At 43.2% G+C, this 17,525-nt stretch carries 15 protein-coding genes and 1 pseudogene; 11 read left to right on the top strand and 5 right to left on the bottom strand.

Features of this window, described 5'->3' with window-relative positions; translation table 11 throughout:
* Nucleotides 1-388: 388 nt before the first annotated feature.
* Nucleotides 389-985, bottom strand: a pseudogene (locus AC3KVK_RS18400) (S41 family peptidase); the annotation flags it as partial.
* A gap of 1,525 nt (nucleotides 986-2,510) precedes the next feature.
* On the opposite strand from AC3KVK_RS18400, the gene AC3KVK_RS18395 reads away from it, so the two are divergent.
* The 3 genes from AC3KVK_RS18395 to AC3KVK_RS18385 all read left to right on the top strand — a co-directional run bounded on the left by AC3KVK_RS18395 (nucleotide 2,511) and on the right by AC3KVK_RS18385 (nucleotide 4,897).
* Nucleotides 2,511-3,296, top strand: coding sequence for a lipoprotein intramolecular transacylase Lit (locus AC3KVK_RS18395; RefSeq protein WP_490310195.1), 786 nt, complete (start codon nucleotides 2,511-2,513; stop codon nucleotides 3,294-3,296).
* 70 nt (nucleotides 3,297-3,366) lie between these two features.
* Entirely contained in the window at nucleotides 3,367-3,846 is a 480-nt protein-coding gene (locus tag AC3KVK_RS18390; RefSeq protein ID WP_490310196.1) for a GNAT family N-acetyltransferase, read from the top strand.
* Nucleotides 3,847-4,006: 160 nt separating this feature from the next.
* Complete coding sequence (locus AC3KVK_RS18385; RefSeq protein WP_490310197.1) at nucleotides 4,007-4,897, top strand: GGDEF domain-containing protein; 891 nt, start codon at nucleotides 4,007-4,009, stop codon at nucleotides 4,895-4,897.
* A 92-nt stretch (nucleotides 4,898-4,989) separates the two neighbouring features.
* Here the strand turns inward: AC3KVK_RS18385 and AC3KVK_RS18380 are convergent, their stop codons facing one another.
* Nucleotides 4,990-5,910, bottom strand: coding sequence for a manganese-dependent inorganic pyrophosphatase (locus tag AC3KVK_RS18380; RefSeq protein WP_490310198.1), 921 nt, complete (start codon nucleotides 5,908-5,910; stop codon nucleotides 4,990-4,992).
* A 164-nt stretch (nucleotides 5,911-6,074) separates the two neighbouring features.
* On the opposite strand from AC3KVK_RS18380, the gene AC3KVK_RS18375 reads away from it, so the two are divergent.
* From AC3KVK_RS18375 to AC3KVK_RS18340, 8 genes are all read left to right on the top strand, one after another.
* Nucleotides 6,075-6,578, top strand: a complete 504-nt coding sequence (locus AC3KVK_RS18375; RefSeq protein ID WP_490310199.1) for a hypothetical protein — start codon at nucleotides 6,075-6,077, stop codon at nucleotides 6,576-6,578.
* 4 nt (nucleotides 6,579-6,582) lie between these two features.
* Complete coding sequence (mutM, locus tag AC3KVK_RS18370; protein WP_490310200.1) at nucleotides 6,583-7,395, top strand: bifunctional DNA-formamidopyrimidine glycosylase/DNA-(apurinic or apyrimidinic site) lyase; 813 nt, start codon at nucleotides 6,583-6,585, stop codon at nucleotides 7,393-7,395.
* Between the two features lie 109 nt (nucleotides 7,396-7,504).
* Complete coding sequence (locus AC3KVK_RS18365; RefSeq protein ID WP_490310201.1) at nucleotides 7,505-7,846, top strand: hypothetical protein; 342 nt, start codon at nucleotides 7,505-7,507, stop codon at nucleotides 7,844-7,846.
* A 198-nt stretch (nucleotides 7,847-8,044) separates the two neighbouring features.
* Entirely contained in the window at nucleotides 8,045-9,244 is a 1,200-nt protein-coding gene (locus AC3KVK_RS18360) for an efflux RND transporter periplasmic adaptor subunit (protein WP_490310202.1), read from the top strand.
* Nucleotide 9,245: 1 nt separating this feature from the next.
* Nucleotides 9,246-12,368: an efflux RND transporter permease subunit gene (locus tag AC3KVK_RS18355; RefSeq protein ID WP_490310203.1), complete on the top strand. Its 3,123-nt coding sequence runs from the start codon at nucleotides 9,246-9,248 to the stop codon at nucleotides 12,366-12,368.
* Complete coding sequence (locus tag AC3KVK_RS18350) at nucleotides 12,361-13,728, top strand: efflux transporter outer membrane subunit (RefSeq protein WP_490310204.1); 1,368 nt, start codon at nucleotides 12,361-12,363, stop codon at nucleotides 13,726-13,728. Before AC3KVK_RS18355 ends, AC3KVK_RS18350 begins: the two co-directional genes overlap by 8 nt.
* 33 nt (nucleotides 13,729-13,761) lie before the next feature.
* Nucleotides 13,762-14,289 carry a hypothetical protein gene (locus tag AC3KVK_RS18345; protein ID WP_490310205.1) on the top strand — a complete coding sequence of 176 codons (528 nt, stop codon included), beginning with the start codon at nucleotides 13,762-13,764 and terminating at the stop codon, nucleotides 14,287-14,289.
* 185 nt (nucleotides 14,290-14,474) lie between these two features.
* The gene (locus tag AC3KVK_RS18340; protein WP_490310206.1) at nucleotides 14,475-14,714 is read left to right on the top strand and encodes a hypothetical protein; all 240 of its coding nucleotides are present in this window, start codon (nucleotides 14,475-14,477) and stop codon (nucleotides 14,712-14,714) included.
* A gap of 60 nt (nucleotides 14,715-14,774) precedes the next feature.
* On the opposite strand, the gene AC3KVK_RS18335 is transcribed toward AC3KVK_RS18340, so the two are convergent.
* Genes AC3KVK_RS18335 through AC3KVK_RS18325 form a run of 3 tightly spaced genes read right to left on the bottom strand, consistent with a single transcriptional unit; the run spans nucleotide 14,775 to nucleotide 17,268 of the window.
* The gene (locus tag AC3KVK_RS18335; protein ID WP_490310207.1) at nucleotides 14,775-15,275 is read right to left on the bottom strand and encodes a DUF3299 domain-containing protein; all 501 of its coding nucleotides are present in this window, start codon (nucleotides 15,273-15,275) and stop codon (nucleotides 14,775-14,777) included.
* Nucleotides 15,276-15,283: 8 nt separating this feature from the next.
* A complete protein-coding gene (locus AC3KVK_RS18330) occupies nucleotides 15,284-16,579 on the bottom strand; it encodes an ABC transporter permease (RefSeq protein ID WP_490310208.1) in 1,296 nt (431 codons plus the stop codon).
* On the bottom strand, nucleotides 16,576-17,268 hold the full coding sequence (locus AC3KVK_RS18325) for an ATP-binding cassette domain-containing protein (RefSeq protein ID WP_490310209.1): 693 nt from the start codon (nucleotides 17,266-17,268) through the stop codon (nucleotides 16,576-16,578). Before AC3KVK_RS18325 ends, AC3KVK_RS18330 begins: the two co-directional genes overlap by 4 nt.
* Nucleotides 17,269-17,525 lie beyond the last annotated feature (257 nt).

The raw sequence follows: 17,525 nt of genomic DNA, 5'->3' as shown, positions 1-17,525 counted from the left end.
GCTCAACAAATAAACTCGATGCGACTGAAATACGCACTAAACCAGTGTTTTTCATGCGAACAGGCAACAGCAACTGCTCTGCAGTGACAGCCAGACCTGATGCATCTGCAGCAATTGCAGTCCCACTTGCGCGTGCTTTAGTTTGTGACAACAACCCATCCAATACTTTTTCTTGTTGGGTTTGATTACGTGTCACGATATCTGCTTGGGTACGATCTACTCGCACATCGGCAATACAGCCGTAATCTTCAATTAACTGACCTGCATGGTGACCAAAACGCACGGTTTGCATGTAGGAAGAACGGATCGAAATATCTTGGGGTAACGCAGTAAAGGGGGCACCAAAATCAGCTATAAAACTGCTATGACTGCGTACCGACGCACCACCTGCACCTGTTTGCGGATCTTCACCATAAATCACGGCTGCATCATTATCTTGCATTCCACACACAAATAAATCAGTTGCAGAATAGCTGCGAGCATTACTCAGAACGGCCACGGGTTTGCTGTACACTTGTTTAAATGAATTGGCATAAAACGAAGGTGTCAGAGGTACACTGCGTGAGTACTTTGCATCTGTACCAGCGACTTCAGCTAACGCAGCGGCAAACTCAGGTTCGCTTTGTCCATAAGCCGTTTGCGTGTAAATATATTGATTTAACGGCGAATTTAATAAGCGGTAATCGTGGGCTTTGGTTTCTTGTGGGATAAATAATTGCGGGAGCATTTCAGACAAAAAGACATAACCCCCACCATTATTTCGTACATCAATAACCAAGGCGTCGGTGGTGTTTTGAGCGGCAGCGACCACATCACGAATACCAAATAACTCATTGACCCAATTTAGCTGTGGAGCAAAGGTACTGATATTTAAATAACCAATGGTTTGGCCTTTATAGGCCAAGGTATCGAAGTAATACGCACCACCAGCTGCACGGTTATTCGCTGGCCAAGCACTGACTGGCGAAGCCGCAATTTCACCCATTTTTATTTCAGCTTTACGGGCTAATTCAAAGCCATCATAGTAGCTTTGCGTTTTGGCAGAAGCAGGTAAAATTTTCAGTAATTCGTCGGCTTCAGAGTTCAACGTTGATAAATTGCTAGCGCTGTCATTTTGTGCTGTTTCAGAGACATTAACAGCATTGAGTGCCCCGCCAATTTTAACCGGGTGATACAGCAACCAGTCTACGGTAACATCGTACAATTCACCGGTAGTTGCTGACTGAAAGCTAACCGTCACCGTATCATCTTGCGGTAATGTAGTCGAACGATGGCTTTTAAATCGCATATCATTGAGTGTACGTGCAAAACCAGCATACGGGTTCGCCCCGGCACTTTTTGCTTGACGACTTTTCACGGCTTGGGCAATTGGCTGACCCTGATAAGCCACCACTAAATCACCAACCTGTGGAACGGGCTGATCAGGAAAGCGTGCCGCAAACGAGCCCCAAACACTGCTAAGTGCCACAGAAAATTCGTCACCATTGTGGGTGATCCGATCAAAGCTGAAGGGTAAATAGCTTTGATGTTCGCCAAATGGCGCTGGCAATGTGTAGTTTAAATGTAAATCACGTTGCGAAATAAACAGCTGGCTCAGCTGAGTATGTAGTTGCGCAGTCGATAGATTAGTCACATTGGCAGCGATGTCATTAATGGTCTTAATCGGATCTAAATGGCCATCAGCCGTCGGTGAGATTCCATAATATTCGTTTTTTTGATGCTGATTGACGTAAATCTGCTCTAGTACGAGTTGTGCCTGTTCAACTAAGTTGACTTTTTCAGCGTCAGTCAACTCAATAAAACGAACCTGCTCACGCACGTCTTTTAATGGCAACAACTCAAAAGCGTTAACCACTGAAGGCACGGCTAAAGCCAGCGCCAATGAAACGGTTGTTAATTTCATTTATTATTCCCTTGATATATTTGTTGTTTTTGATTTCACCTAAGGCAAGTTAGGCACTAATCGACGTCGAGTGTACTGAAATTACAGCAACAAAAGAGGAACTAAAACGTATATCAGATGAAAAATAAATATAAAAATCGGATGAAAAGCAATCAGTTATAATTTATTTAGTTTAGTTGGACACGTATAAACCAGATAAACAAAGCCCTGAACAGGGTTAAGCACATTGTAAACAAATGTGAATTAATAGCTCTTCATTATTACAAAAAAGTCACGAATAGATGAATAAACTAGGTCATTCGCGAAAGACAATACTCATATTAAATAAACCGCATCATTTGTGCTATCAGAGGGAATAAAACCGTGTGGCTGTGGTTGTTTTACATTCATCGCATTAGGGTGACATTAGAAATTAAAAAAAGTGTTAGTTGTAATCGGATGAACTTAGACTGCTATGTGGCCACTTTTTCCGTTAATTTGGTCTTCGGCTTTAGCTTAGTTCTACAACGGGCTTGTATGACTTAATTACGTTCGCTTTCACTTAGGCCTTTCTACTGCGGTGGCTTTTGATTAACATAGCTGAGGTTATGTTTATTGATTGAATTATATGACAATATTTTTAACGTCTACGCGTGTAGCTAAAGCAGGGGGGGCTTGGGCGGCCAATATGTATTGGTTTTTGCTCAGCGTTGGTATGTTGATCAGTCTCAGCTGGTTGGGCTGGCAGGGAATGAGGTTGCAGCAGTTTCATTTTGATTTTCTTTATGACGTTATGGATATCGCAGATCATATTGCACAGTTTGCGCCACAAAACCGCCATTTTCTTGGGTTTGAGCAGCTGACAAAATCGCAGCATGTTGAGTTGTTTAATGGCATCGTTGCAGCTATTCATCAGCAAGGACATGGATTGACTGAACTGACGTTTACCAGCAGTTATGGTGTGCAGCCTTTGCTGACTGAAGCTGAAGTGGTGCATTTAAAAGATGTCGCGGTTTTAATTTCTGGGTTTAACCTAGTGGCGTTGAGCGGTGCTGTGCTGAGTGTGTTGATGATGAGCGTGCCGCTGTTTTGGAGCCAGTCACGGCCAACAATCGCGCGTTTGCCAGTATTTAATCCTGTTGGTTTGTTTTATGTTTATGGTGTTGTTGGATTGTCTGCGTTACTTTGTTTACTGCTGGTTGGTCCGACGGCTGTTTTTTATTGGTTGCATGAGGTTGTGTTTCCTGCCCAACACCAATGGTTTTTTTATTACCAAGACTCTCTAATGACCACGTTAATGAAAGCGCCTGATTTATTTGGCATGATAAGCCTTGGATTAGTGGGGTATGTGTTGGCTCTCAGCCTAACTTGCCTGCTTGGCTTGCGTTGCTTGCGTACCAAAATGATGGGGTGAGACTGGCTATGAGAAGGCGCATCCCCTTGAATTTTTTTTAGTATCTAGGCGACCAGCCTAAGGAATAACAATGAACGAGATAACAACCCGCCAAGCAGTGATTGATGATACCAGCACTATTTTACGTTTTGTCACTGAGCTGGCCATTTATGAAAAAGCTGAGCATGAAGTATTGGCGACAGCGCAAACGATTAAAGAGAGCATGTTTGCTAGCCAAAGTCATGTGAATGCATTGATTTGTGAATTAAACGGCGAGCCTATAGGTATGGCGATCTACTTTTTTAATTATTCCACGTGGTTAGCAAAACCCGGCTTGTATCTCGAAGACTTATACGTAACAGAAGCACAGCGCGGGTTAGGCGCGGGTAAAGTATTACTCAAACAACTAGCTAAAATTGCAGTCAGTAAGGGCTGTGGCCGTTTTGAGTGGAGCTGCTTAGATTGGAATACTCCCGCGCGCGAGTTTTATCAATCGATTGGCGCTGTAGCCCAAACTGAGTGGATTGGGTATCGGATGTCGGGTCAAACTTTATTAGACTTTGCCGAATAATACCTCAATTATCTGATGGACACTTGGGTTGCAGGCATCATCAAGCAAGTTTTGAGTAAGTAAAGTGAAGGAAGCAATGGCAAAAATAATGAGCTTTAACGCTACAATTGGCTGTTTTGTGTGTACAATTAATAAACGTTATCGCTAAGAACATATCATTATGCTGCGTTTGGGTGTGATCATTGTTGCTATTTTTGCGTTTTTTTTTATAGCTGTGAATTTGGCTTTATTTGAAACAACTGAATACTTGGACTGGTGGAGCCTTGCGGCAGAAGGTGCCATTTTTATCACCTTAGTGGTGACGTTATTATCTTTGGGTCGATTACGGGCGAATCAAGAAATCTACGGATATTTAACACTGGGTTTTTGTCTCATTCTTATTGCGATGTTGACTGATTTTTTAGATGAAGTCTTTAACCACCCGACTTTATTAACGACAATTTTTGAAGACGTTTTTCAAGTGAGTGGCTTTGTGTTAGTCGCCATCGGATTAAAAAAATGGGTGCGTTATAATGTTAAAGTCAATGATCATTTACTGCAACTGGCTCGAGAAGATGGCCTAACAGGCTTATTTGTGCGTCGTTACTTTTTAGAGCTGGCGCAGAAACAGACCGCATTGTGGCAGCGTAATCAGCAAGTTTTTTCAATTTTGATGTTAGATCTTGATCGATTTAAAGCCGTCAATGATAACTTTGGCCATGATGGTGGTGATCAGGTGTTAGTTGCGTTGGCTGGTTTGCTTAAAACCACACTACGTAGTACTGATCTTGTTTCCCGTTGGGGTGGGGAGGAGTTCATCGTGTTATTGCCAGACACTCACTTACCGCACGCCATCGAAATTGCTGAAAAGCTACGAGAGAAAGTAGCAAGCTTAACAGTATCTCATCATCGTCACCTCATCGATTTTACAGTCAGTATTGGCATAACAAACATCGAAGCAGACGATTTAGATGTGCACGAAGTGATTAATCGCGCCGATCTGTTATTGTATCAAGCAAAACAAAATGGCCGTAACCGTTGTGAACATCACTTGGAGGGTAAAGTGTTGTGATCATAACGCATTAAAAAGTCGAGCATTTCTCGACTTTTTAATACAGCTACCCATGGTCAGCCCGTTTTGGCTGAGACCCTAGGAAGTGTGATTTATGCAAAGGCGTCTTGCAAAGGTGGCACAACTTGTTTTTTACGGCTGAGTACGCCGTCTAGCCATGCACGACCCGCTTCAGGTGTAACACCATAAGCACGTTCAACAATATTTTCGTCATCCGATGCGATGAGAATTTGCGAGCCTTCTTTCATAATGTCTGTTAACAACAAAAACACAGAGTGACGATTGCCTTCTGCTTTTAATTTTGCAATGTCGGCTTCTAAATCGGCTTTGATGTCATCAAATACTGATAGGTCAATCACTTCAAGCTGACCAATGCCCACTAGATGACCATTCATGTTGAAATCTTTAAAATCGCGCATCACAAGATCACGTGCAGGGGTGCCTTCAACCGCTGATTTTACTTTAAACATTTCCATACCTAACGCTTTGAAATCGTCAATGCCGGCAATTTCAGCAAGTGCTTCAACACACTTGATATCAGCGGTGGTGCACGTTGGCGATTTGAAAATAACTGTATCACTTAAAATCGCGCACATCATGATACCGGCAATTTCTTTTGGGATCGTAACGTTGTAAAAGTCATACATCATTTTAATAATTGTATTGCTACAACCTACCGGACGGATCCAACACTCGAGAGGAGTCGAAGTGGTTAAGTCACCGAGTTTATGGTGATCAACAATACCAACAATAGTAGCTTCGCTGATGTCATCAGGGGCTTGTGTGATTTCTGAGTGGTCAACGATGTAGACATCTTCGCCAGCATAGCTCATTTTTAGCTCAGGGGCGTCAAAGCCAAACTTTTCAAGAATAAACGCGGTTTCAGGTGATAATTCACCTAAACGAGAGGCGATAGCTGGCTCGCCGATTTGATTTTTTAAATATGCGAGTGCGATTGCACCACAAATAGAATCCGAATCTGGGATTTTATGACCCACTACATACATTGACATATTGAACACTCCAACAAAATTTTGCCGCATTTTAGCAAAATTATTAACTATAAGCCTATAACCAAAAATAAGATTTTATTACCATTTACTCGAAAAACGATTAAGCCTGCCATTTAAGCGGGCTTTTGGTTACACTGGCAACAAGTAAGTAACAGGACAGTTTTATGCGTTTGAGTCGAACTGGTTGGAATAATGTGATCATTTTTGCCATGTTATTGATGATTTTTTTATTTAATGGTTTGCATCATAAGCTTCTGAAATCCGATGAGAGTCAGGCGGTTCAAGCGATTTTCCCAGTCCAGAGTTTTGTGCTGACCATGGCGTATCCAGAGCTGAAAATTGAACGTATAGGCACAACTTGGCGTGCCACCGATTTAATGAAGCTGAATGAGCAATCTCATCAGCCGGAACAGCTAGCGCAATTAGTCTTAAACTGGCAACAGACACACGCACAATTAGTGAGTGATGTCAGCCCGCTGCAAAGTGCCCTTAAATTAAATGGTGCGCGATCTGCTGTGACTGTGTGGTTTGCGGGCCAAGCCCAAGCTTCAGTGTTTCAACTGGTCATTGTCGAACAACACTTTTATTTACTTGATCAACATCAGCAGCGTTGGTTTATCCTTGAGCCTGCTTTAGTTGCGCAACTATTCCCTTTTATGAGTTTATAATCTGATGCCTGAGTTACCCGAAGTTGAAGTCAGTCGAATGGGCATTGCGCCACATTTGACAGGAAAAATTGTCACCGCAGTGAAAATTAATCATCCAACATTGCGCTGGCCTGTGCCAGAGGAAGTGCGCTCAATTGATGGGCATGTGATTCAAAGTGTAGCGCGTCGTGCCAAATATTTATCGTTGAACACCGAGATTGGTTCGGTCATTTTGCACTTAGGTATGTCGGGAAATTTACGGGTGGTGGCAAAAGATGAGCCGCTAAAAAAACATGATCACATAGAAATTGAAATCGAAACAGGCTTAGCACTTCGCCTTAATGATCCACGTCGTTTTGGCGCTTGTTTATGGCAAGCACCGGGGGAGTTGCATAGTGTATTTGCTAAACTGGGACCCGAACCGCTCACCGATGAATTTGATGCGCCATATTTGTTTGCCCAAGCGCAGAATAAAAAAGTGCCCATTAAACAATTTATTATGGATAACAAATATGTGGTGGGAGTTGGTAATATTTATGCAAATGAATCGTTATTTGAAGCGCGCATCCATCCGCAAACGCCATCGGGCATGTTGATATTTTCCCAATTTGAACGTTTGGTGCCAATAATTAAACGCACACTTCAAAAAGCCATTACCCAAGGTGGCACCACTTTAAAAGATTTTGCTCAGTCTGATGGGAAACCCGGTTACTTTGCCCAAGAACTGAAAATTTACGGCCGAAAAGGTCAAGCGTGTGTGGCGTGTGGCAGTACGATTGAAGAGATCCGATTGGGCCAACGCAGTACGGTATTTTGCCCAAGCTGCCAACTCGTGTAATAGAATGTAATACTTTTGGCTGAATCCCTCTTGTTTTTTGTTCGAAATGGGGTCAATATATTGCACCAATATTGCTTTGGATAGCTAAGGTAGATTACAAGGAGGTGACATGAAACAGGTGTTAATGGTATCGGTGATGATGGTTGGTGCATTTTATGCGGGTTATGCCAGTAACTCTAATGCTTATAATTTTACTAATCTACATACCAAGCCAGCGACCCGTGAAGAGGTCCTTGATCATGCCGCGCAAAAACAAGAGAGCTTGTGTTACGAAAAAGCAGGAATGACAGACTCTAACTCGATTTATAAAAGTTGTACCCGCCGTGCTCAAGATTTTACCAAAATGTGTAAATCGCGCATAGCCAAAGATATGCCACGTACCATCTCTTCTGCTGAAGATTTTAAACGATACAGCTTGCGGATGATAAATTGTATTGTGCCGATTAGTTAAAGGCGGTTAGTACTCAGTCGGTCCCTTAGTTCCTGATTTATTCATTTTTGTTCTGCAGTTGTGTTTTTAATTCTCTCCTAGTTTAGTGTTTATGAAAATTTTTTATTATTTAACTCGATAACTTATGCTAATTTATACGAAAAATAGTGCACAACAACGTGCACTGTGGTGCGTTAATTTCAAATAAAGGATGGTGAAATGGTCTGGTTGAATAGACTTTGTATGGGCGTGTTGATGTGTTTGTGGCTCAGCGGATGTCAAGAACCAATCACCCCTCCACAGGCCATTGAAGTGGTAACAATTACCGCTAAAAAGCAACATATCCCTATTTATGGTCATTATGTGGCACGCACTAAGGCCTCTCTCGATGTTGAAGTACGGGCTCGTATTACAGGCTTTGTTGAAAAAGTTGAATTTGTAGAAGGCAGTTGGGTCGATGAAGGTGATTTGTTATACCAAATTGATGACCGACCATATAAAGCGAAGCTAAATCGTGTCGCAGCGGCACTTGAAAAAGATAAAGCTGCATTTGAGAAAGCTAAACGCGATGTCATTCGCCTTGAGCCGTTATATCAGCAAGATGCCGCCAGTCAACTTGATTTCGATAACGCCCTTTCTGCTAAAGAACAAGCTCAAGCTACAGTGATGGCTACTGAAGCTGAGTTACAACAAGCAGAATTGGAACTCAGTTACACACAAATTAAAGCGCCTATCAGTGGTATGATTGGCCGCTCAGAAGCCGATTTAGGTGCGTTAGTCGGCACTGGTGGTCTGTCATTGTTAACCACTATTCGTCAAATCAACCCGATTTTTGTCAATTTTAATATGTCGTCCCTTGATTACTTGAATGCCAGACGGCGCATGACCAGCTTATTAGAACAAGATAGCGCAGACAAAAAAGGCAAGGCACTAGAAGGGTTTGTTCGCATTACATTACCGGATGATACAGAGTATCGCTATTGGGGGGATGTCAGTTTTACCGATCCTAAAGTAAACCCCAAAACAGGGACTTTTCAGGTGCGCGCTGTATTGCCTAACCCTGATAGTGAATTGTTACCAGGTCAATATACAAAAGCACGCATCAAACTGAGTCAACTCAGTGATGTGGTGGTGATCCCAGAAGAAACCACCCAAGCAGAGCAAGGTGGGGTATATGTGATGGTGGTGCTGCCAAATGATACGATTGAGCGCCGCTTTATTATTATCGAAAATTATGGTGAACATGGTCTGGTTGTGAGTTCAGGTTTGAAAGAAGGAGAGCGCATTGTTATTGAAGGATTACATCGCGCTCGCCATGGTCAAACTGTAAACGCTATAGATCAAGCGCAGCACATCAAGCAAAAACAACTCAAGCAACAGGCTTCTCCGGCTGAGCAGTCAGTCGTTCAAGGAGCGTAAGATGTTTTCTCATTTTTTCATAAAACGCCCCGTATTTGCGGCGGTTATTTCGTTGGTCATTGTGTTATGTGGTTTGGTTTCTGTACTGACTTTACCGATTGACCAATATCCAGATATTGCGCCGCCCGCGGTGAAAGTATCAGCATCGTTTCCTGGCGCTACGGCAACGACGGCCTCGGAGTCAGTGGCTGTGCCGCTGGAGCAAGAACTCAATGGCACTGCCAATATGCTTTACATGAGTTCAAAAGCCACGAACTCAGGCAGTAGTAATGTCACCATCACATTTGAAGTGGGCACTGATATCGATCTCGCCTCAGTTGATGTACAAAATACGGCAAGCCAAGCGGGCAGTAATTTACCCGTTGATGTCCAAACGGAAGGGGTTACAGTCTCTAAAGATAGCTCAGTTGAATTACTCAAATTAGCATTAACATCCAGTGATACTAAGTACGATGAAATATACCTCAGTAATTACGCCACGATTAATATAGAAGCTGCTCTCAAACGTATTCCGGGTGTCGGGCGTGTTAGAAACACGGGCTCGCGTAGTTATTCGATGCGTGTTTGGCTTCGACCGGATTTAATGGCGGGATATGGGTTAACAGTGACGGATGTCAGCGATGCGATTAAAGAGCAAAATAAAGAAGCTGCAGCGGGTGAAATTGGCGCACAGCCCAGTGACGACAGTATTAAGTTAACATTTCCTGTTAGCGCTCAAGGGCGTTTTAATAAAGTTGAAGATTTTAAAAATATCATGGTGCGAGTGAGCGCTGATGGTTCAATGATCCGTTTAAGGGATGTCGCTCGCATTGAGCTTGGTTCGTCTGCCTATACATTGCAATCTAAACTGAATGGCGATAATGCCACAATTTTACAAGTGTTTATGCTGCCTGGAGCCAACGCCTTAGACGTGACGAAAAACGTCAAAGCAGTGATGGCCGATCTGGCTCGCTCTTTTCCACAAGGTTTGCATTGGCAAGTATTCTTCGATGCGTCAGAATTTATCAAATTATCGATTTCGGAAGTCATTGTTACCTTAGTCGAAGCCTTGATCCTTGTGATCTTGGTGGTGTATTTATTCTTACAAAATTGGCGCACGACACTGATCCCAGCGATTGCCGTACCTGTATCTATAGTAGGGACCTTTGTCGCGTTAGCGTTATTTGGCTTCACTATTAATACGATTAGTTTATTGGCATTAGTACTTGCGATAGGGATTGTCGTTGATGATGCGATTGTCGTGGTCGAAAACGTCGAGCGCTTGATGAGTGAACAAAAACTTGATGCAGTTTCTGCGACCAAGCAGGCCATGACTGAGCTAAGTGGGGCACTCATTGCGACTTCATTAGTGCTGGCAGCCGTGTTTGTGCCGGTTTCATTTTTAGCTGGGATCACCGGTATTATGTACCGTGAATTTGCCATCTCAATTACGGTTGCTGTGTTGATTTCAACGCTAGTGGCGCTTACTTTGAGCCCTGCTTTATGTGCACTGTTATTAAAAAATGCGCCTTCAAAACCAAATCGAGTTTTCCAGTTGTTTAACCGAACATTAGCAACGTTAGGTGAGCGTTATACCGCGATAGTAATGCTTACTTGTCAGGCTGCAAAGCGAAGCTATTTAGTGTTTATTCTACTGGTGGTTGCCGCTGGGCTGTTATTTAAACAATTGCCTGCGAGCTTTATGCCCCAAGAAGATCAAGGGCGTTTCTTTATTGATGTAAGTTTACCCGATGCCGCAACAGTGACACGCACCAACCGCATAATTGATCAAGCAAACGAAGTTATTCTCGCTCACCCCGCGGTGGCGTTTTCTTTTTCTCTTGCTGGTGAAAATCGCCGTGGTGGCTCAGCGCAAGCCAATGGTCAATTTGAAGTCGTATTAAAATCGTGGGCGGAGCGAGAGCCGAATAACTACACGCTGGATTCGGTGATGGCAGCTATTAATCAGCAGTTACAACGTATTCCCAGTGCTGAGTTTTCGGTCTTTCAACCATCAGCCATAGCTGGAGTAGGGTCAGGCTCAGGGGTTGAATTTGCTTTGCAAGATAGAACAGGAGCCAACTGGGCAGGCCTACTAGAAGCGCGTTCGCAATTGCTTGAAGCACTGAATCAACGACCCGAAATAGCCAAAGCAAGCAGTGCCTTAAAAGGTGAAGTGCCGCAGCTATATTTGGCTGTTGATCGCGAAAAAGCCAAAGCCCTTGAGGTCCCCTTATCGGATGTGTACAGCACAATGAAAGTCCTAACGGGCTCTTCAACCATTAACGATTTTAATTTGTATGGCCGAGTCTATCGCGTAAAAATGCAAGCTGAATCGGCGTTTCGAGAACGTCCAGAAAATTTAAATGAGTATTATGTTCGTAGTGCTAATGGTGCGATGGTGCCAATGAATGTACTCGCTAAACTTGAGCTAGTCACGGGCCCTTCATCTATCAGTCGCTATAACATGTTTACTAGTACAACAGTCAATGTGTCGGCCGCTCCGGGTTATGCAAGTGGTGATGTCATTCGCGCGATTGAGCAAGAAGCTCAACTTCTCCCGCTTGGAATTGGCTATGAATGGACCGGGTTGACTTTACAAGAAATTCGCTCTTCAGGGCAATTGAGTATGGCTTTAGTGCTGGCCTTTGTGTTTGTATTTTTATTTTTAGCAGCTTTGTATGAAAGCTGGACGCTACCACTGGCTGTACTGTTAATTAGCCCCATTGCTATGCTTGGCGCTAGCGCGTTAGTCTGGTTGACTGGCCACGAGAATAATCTCTTCTTTCAAGTTGCATTTATTGCTTTAATTGGCTTAGCGGCAAAAAACTCAATATTGATTGTTGAGGTTGCTAATCAATTGTATCAACAAGGAAAAAGTGCACGTGATGCGGCCATTTTAGCGGCTCAATCTCGTTTTCGGCCCATCTTAATGACGGCAGCCTCATTTATCTTAGGAGTGTTGCCGCTAGTCTTATCTGTCGGGCCAGGAGCCGTCAGTCGTCAGTCGATTTCGATGCCTATTTTAGGTGGAATGGTGTTGGCTAGTTCATTGGGTATTATTTTAGTGCCGTTATTCTTTATTACCGCCGCTCGGTTTGTGAAACAGCGTTTAGTCAACCATGAGGGCAATAATCATGTTTAAACGAGCGACGCAGTTAGTGCTAGTGAAAGCAGTTGTGTGTTTAAGCCTAACAGGTTGCACATTAGGGCCTGATTTTGATGCAGATACGCCATTTGAATCACCACAAATTACACTGCCGGAATCAGCCGCTGAACAGATCACCTTACCTACCTGGCAACAGATTTATCGCGATCCTCATTTACAAATATTGATCTCAAAGGCGCTTGAAAATAATTATGACTTGAAAATTGCTCAAGCCAAAATTATCGAAAGCATGTACAACAACCACATGGCCAAAGCGAGCATATGGCCAAACTTAGCAATTGAGTCGACCTTTGAAAGAAGCGGTAACAATGCCAGCACCGCCAATAATGTTGAATTAAATGGTGTTATTGCCTGGGAACTTGATTTTTTTGGCAAAGAGCAACGTACTAGAGAAGCCTCTTTGGCGCAGTATGGTGCGGTAAAACAAGCTCGACAAGCCATCGAATTGTCTCTCATTGCACGAGTAGCGGAACAGTTTTTTGACTTAAAAGGAATAGAAGAAGAGTTAAGCATCAGTGAAAACACTATCCTAATCCGCAGGAAAGAACTCGATTTAGCTCGGTTACGCAAAAATGCCGGAGTTATTTCAGGGTTAGAACAACGACAAGCTGAGGTTGAGTTAGAATCTGCCAAGGTGAATGTGCCACGCTTAATGCTTGCCAAGCAACAGGCACTGAATAATTTAACGTTACTCGTTGGCTCAAATATCACTCAGGTATCGGGTGGAAACGGTTTGGTGACTCAATACATGCCAACAGAGTTACCTGTTCATGTATCGAGCCATTTGTTAATGCGACGTCCTGATGTACAAAAAGCAAAATTGGAATGGCATGCAGCGACGGCTGAAGTGGGGATTGCTGAAGCAGGGCTTTGGCCTGATTTTAGCTTAACTTCAGAACTGGGTGGACAAAGTGATACATTGAGCAGTATCGTGTCACGCAATGCGTTTAACTGGCAATTGGGTCTTGATATCACGGCACCAATTTTTAATGCAGGAAAAAATAGCGCTCATTTATCTGCGGCCGAACAGCGAGCGTATCAAGCGCAACTTAACTATGAACACAGCGTATTAATGGCTTTGCATGACGTGAGCAATAGTCTAGCTGCCTTTGCAAGTAGTAAAGCTATTTTCTCTGCCCAGCGCAGTTTAGTTTACAGCTCTAAAGAATATTTACGTTTGGCCCAATTGCGTTATCGAAATGGGGTGGCGAGTTCATTGGATTTAATGGATGCTCAGCGACAGCTCTTTTCGGCACAAATCGCGTTGGTTAAAGCTAAAAATGAACAGTTAAACTCACTGACTTACTTGTATAAAGCACTCGGTGGTGGGTTTTAGCCTTATTAATACTCAAAGAAAGCGAGAATAAAAATGAATAGATCTATTTGCATGGCGGCTTCATTACTTTGCATGATGTTATTGACTGGTTGTGATACACAGAATGAAACACATAAAACAGAACTCGCGAATAACGCTCCAAGCAGTTCTGCCAGCTTAACAAAACCAGAGGCGCTTGATAATAAAGTGTCTGCACACAGTGCTGAGCCCGCTGACGTTGTGAGTCTTCCTCTAAAAAATGTGACCAAAGAGCAAGTTGCTCACTTAAAGCAACAAGTGCTTGATTTAATAGAAGTGAAGTCGGCAAACAATGTCGCAGCATGCGCAGTAATAGCGGCAGGTCATAAGTCGTGTGGTGGGCCAAAAGAATACTTAGCCTATTCAAAAGAACAATCGGATGAAACAGCGCTAAAACACGCAGTGAATGCTTATTCACAAGCAGATATGCAGTATCAACTGGAAAACAAAATGATGTCTACCTGCGAAGTAACGCCTAAACAATACCCCGTTTTACTTGACGGGCAATGTGGATTAACACTTGAACCAGCCGCTACCTACTGACCGATGCGGGTTGATAGCTCAGTTTGAAATAAAGATTTACATTTACTAACTGAGCGTGTTTCTATTATGATATGCGTTACGGATCAAAAAAGCGCAGATCACATACGAGAAGGCGAGCTCTTTTTTATATAAAATCGACGTGAAACTGACCGTCGCACTTTACGATAACCATAAAAAGGATTTTTATGTCACAAGCAAAAGTTGTGTTTAGTTGTGCCTTTGCCGGTTTGCTTGGTGGAATAGGCATTGGATGTTGGGCATATGGTTTGTTTTTTATTATTTCTGCGTATATGAATCAGCACGAAATAATGCCTATTGGGTATCTATTTATCTTGTTCGGGTTTATTTGCCTGATGTTTGCCTACATATCAGGTAACAAAACAGCAAAAAATCAATGCCCCGCACAAGCCCAACCTTTAGAATAAACACACCGCAATAAAAAAAGCTAACGTCATGTTAGCTTTTTTTATGTCTAATGAGTGCCGCTAAAGCTCAAATGGGGCCACCCCGATACCACTCATGGTATAGCCAACTTGGGCTATCTCGCCACTCCAGCCTTTGGTTGATAACGTGCCTGTGACTACGATTGCATCATATAGGCTGTCAATTGGTACCCCATCTTTAATGATGACATGGACTATTTGATTCGGTGGCGGAGGGGGAACATGAATACAGGCGCCGAAGAAAGGCACCAGTAAAAACTCAGTAATGTTTTCATCATCTCCTTCTAGTGGGACCACAAAACCAGGTAAGCTGACGAGCTGGCCATTGAGCGCAGGTACAACAGGAGCGTCGAGATCAGGCTGGATCCAGTTTTGCTCAGTACCCTCGTGATTCGCTTGCGTACTGGCTTCAATTTGCACATGGCCTTTGGGAATTAAATCTTCCCAGTAGATTTCTTTGGGCTGGCCTTGAGCCAAGGTGAATGTGCTAAAAATAAGGTTCACTAACAGCACTAATTTAATTACAACAGACGATAAAGACATATATATTCTCATAATTTGATACTCATGCCATCGGCCAACGAATATCGATAAGCCGTCAGAGCAGGAATTAACCCGACACATAATCCGGCACCAATAATACTGGCTATCAGACCACTTTCATAGTCTGATAGCGCACTTAACGAGATGCTGATCCCTGCGACACTTTGTAAATAAGGTGAACAAAGTGCGATCAGGAGGTAAAAGCCAAGAATACCAGCAAGCACCCCAAGGCTTGTTAAAAGCAAGGATTCTAAACTGAGTAAGCTAAAAATATGGCTGGGTCTTGCACCAACGGAACGTAATATCGCAAGCTCCCGACGGCGTTGATTAAGCGTGCTGAGTAAGGTTGTTAACATACCTAATAGGCTGATCACCACCACTGCGATTGAAATAAGCCATAATGCTTTTTCAACAAAAGACAGCATTTGCCATAATTGTCTAAGGGTGAATCCGGGTAAAATCGCCAATAAAGGTTCGGCTTTAAATTGATTGATACTACGCTGAGCTTGTAATGCAAATACAGGGGACTTTAATCCGACTAAAAAAGCACTGATTTGTTTGGGCTGACCGACTAAATCGGTAAGCTGCTCATGCTCATGCTCATGCTCATGCTCATGCTCATGCTCATGCTCATGCTCATGCTCATGCTCATGTTGTTGAGACGAAGGTGAATCATGAATAGTGTCGATAGCAATAAGTGGAATATGCACGGTTTTATCAACCGGAGTGCCTGTCGCAGCTAAAATGCCCACAATGGTAAAAGGATGCGCATCGTGGTGATGGAAACTGGTATTGCCAGCGCCATGTGAAACCACAATTTCCTGCCCGAGTTGATAACCAAGCTCTTTAGCAACTAAAGCCCCTAACACTACTTCTGTTGGCTGAGCAAATAAGCGACCGTGCTTGATATCGAGCGATTGCTTTTTGGCATAACGATAATGCTCAAAATAATCCAATGAGGTGCCAAGTACAGCGTAACCTCGATGGGAGTCACCCAACGAGATAGGGATCGTCCACTTGACCCCGCGTTGTTGTTTTATTTGTTGATAGCTTTGCCAGCTCACCATATTGGTGGTGTGACCGATTCGAAAAACAGAGGCGAGCAAAAGCTCCGTGGCGCCGCTTCGCGCTCCAACAATTAAATCTGTGCCAGATATTGTATTGCTAAAACTGGCTTTGGCTTCGATGCGAATACGCTCAATACTCAGTAACAACATTACACTGACTGCAATGGTGAATAAACACAATAATGCGCTGCTTTTTCGATTGGCAATACTAAGCCTTGCAAGTTTGAATAAAATCATAGAGCCACTCCTGCTTCAGCCAGGCTGGTTATATCAAGACTGCGAGAAAATAGCGGCGCTAAACTTAAATCGTGGCTGACAAATACAATTGTCGTGCAGTGTTTGTTCGCTTCTTGAAACAATAACTCAATAAATCGCTCTCGATTATCGGTATCGAGTGCCGATGTTGGTTCATCCGCAATAATGATTTCGGGAGCACCAATCAAGGCGCGTGCAGCGGCAACTCGCTGCTGCTGGCCAATACTGAGCGACATAACTGACTGTTGCCAATACGGCTCGGGGAGCTCTAGGGCGGTTAATAATCGTGTGGCACTGTGATAAATTGAGCCATCTTGCGCAATGGCTTGCATGGCGCGTTTTTTTGAGAAAGCAGTGGCCAAGGTGACATTTTCAATTGGGCTTAGATAGTTAATTAAATTGAAATTCTGAAAAATATAGCCTAGATGATCAGCCCGAAAACTGTCGCGTTTTTTTGCGCTTAACTGACTGAATGGCTGACCCAATAAACAGATTTCGCCTCGGCTTGGAACATTGATCCCTGCAAGTAATGAAAGCAAACTTGATTTGCCACTGCCACTTGGACCATAAATAAAAACTTGTTCGCCTTGGGCAATATCCAGTTGTGAAATATCGATTACTGGCTCGCTTTGTTTTGGCCAATGAAATTGAAGGTGAGAAAGAGAAAGCATAACATCATCGTAGGACTAACAATATTGCTACACTATAACATTTAATCAGCACGACCAAGTGTTACACGATAAAACGCAGGAAAAATCGATAGAGTTTTTGGCGGGTGATCTAATCGTTCAGATTTAGCCCCCACTTGTAAAATTATCAGGTGATTTTTATCCGACAACAGCTCGCAGCGATTGTGATTTTGCCCTTGCTGCACTATTATAGCGCCTGAAAAATACAGTAGAAAATCAACCCCAATTTTCTCGTTTTA

This window comes from Pseudoalteromonas sp. J2K-J979, from assembly GCF_058169715.2.
Note: the sequence above shows the minus strand (reverse complement) of the source record. Positions and strands in the feature narration are given on the sequence as shown.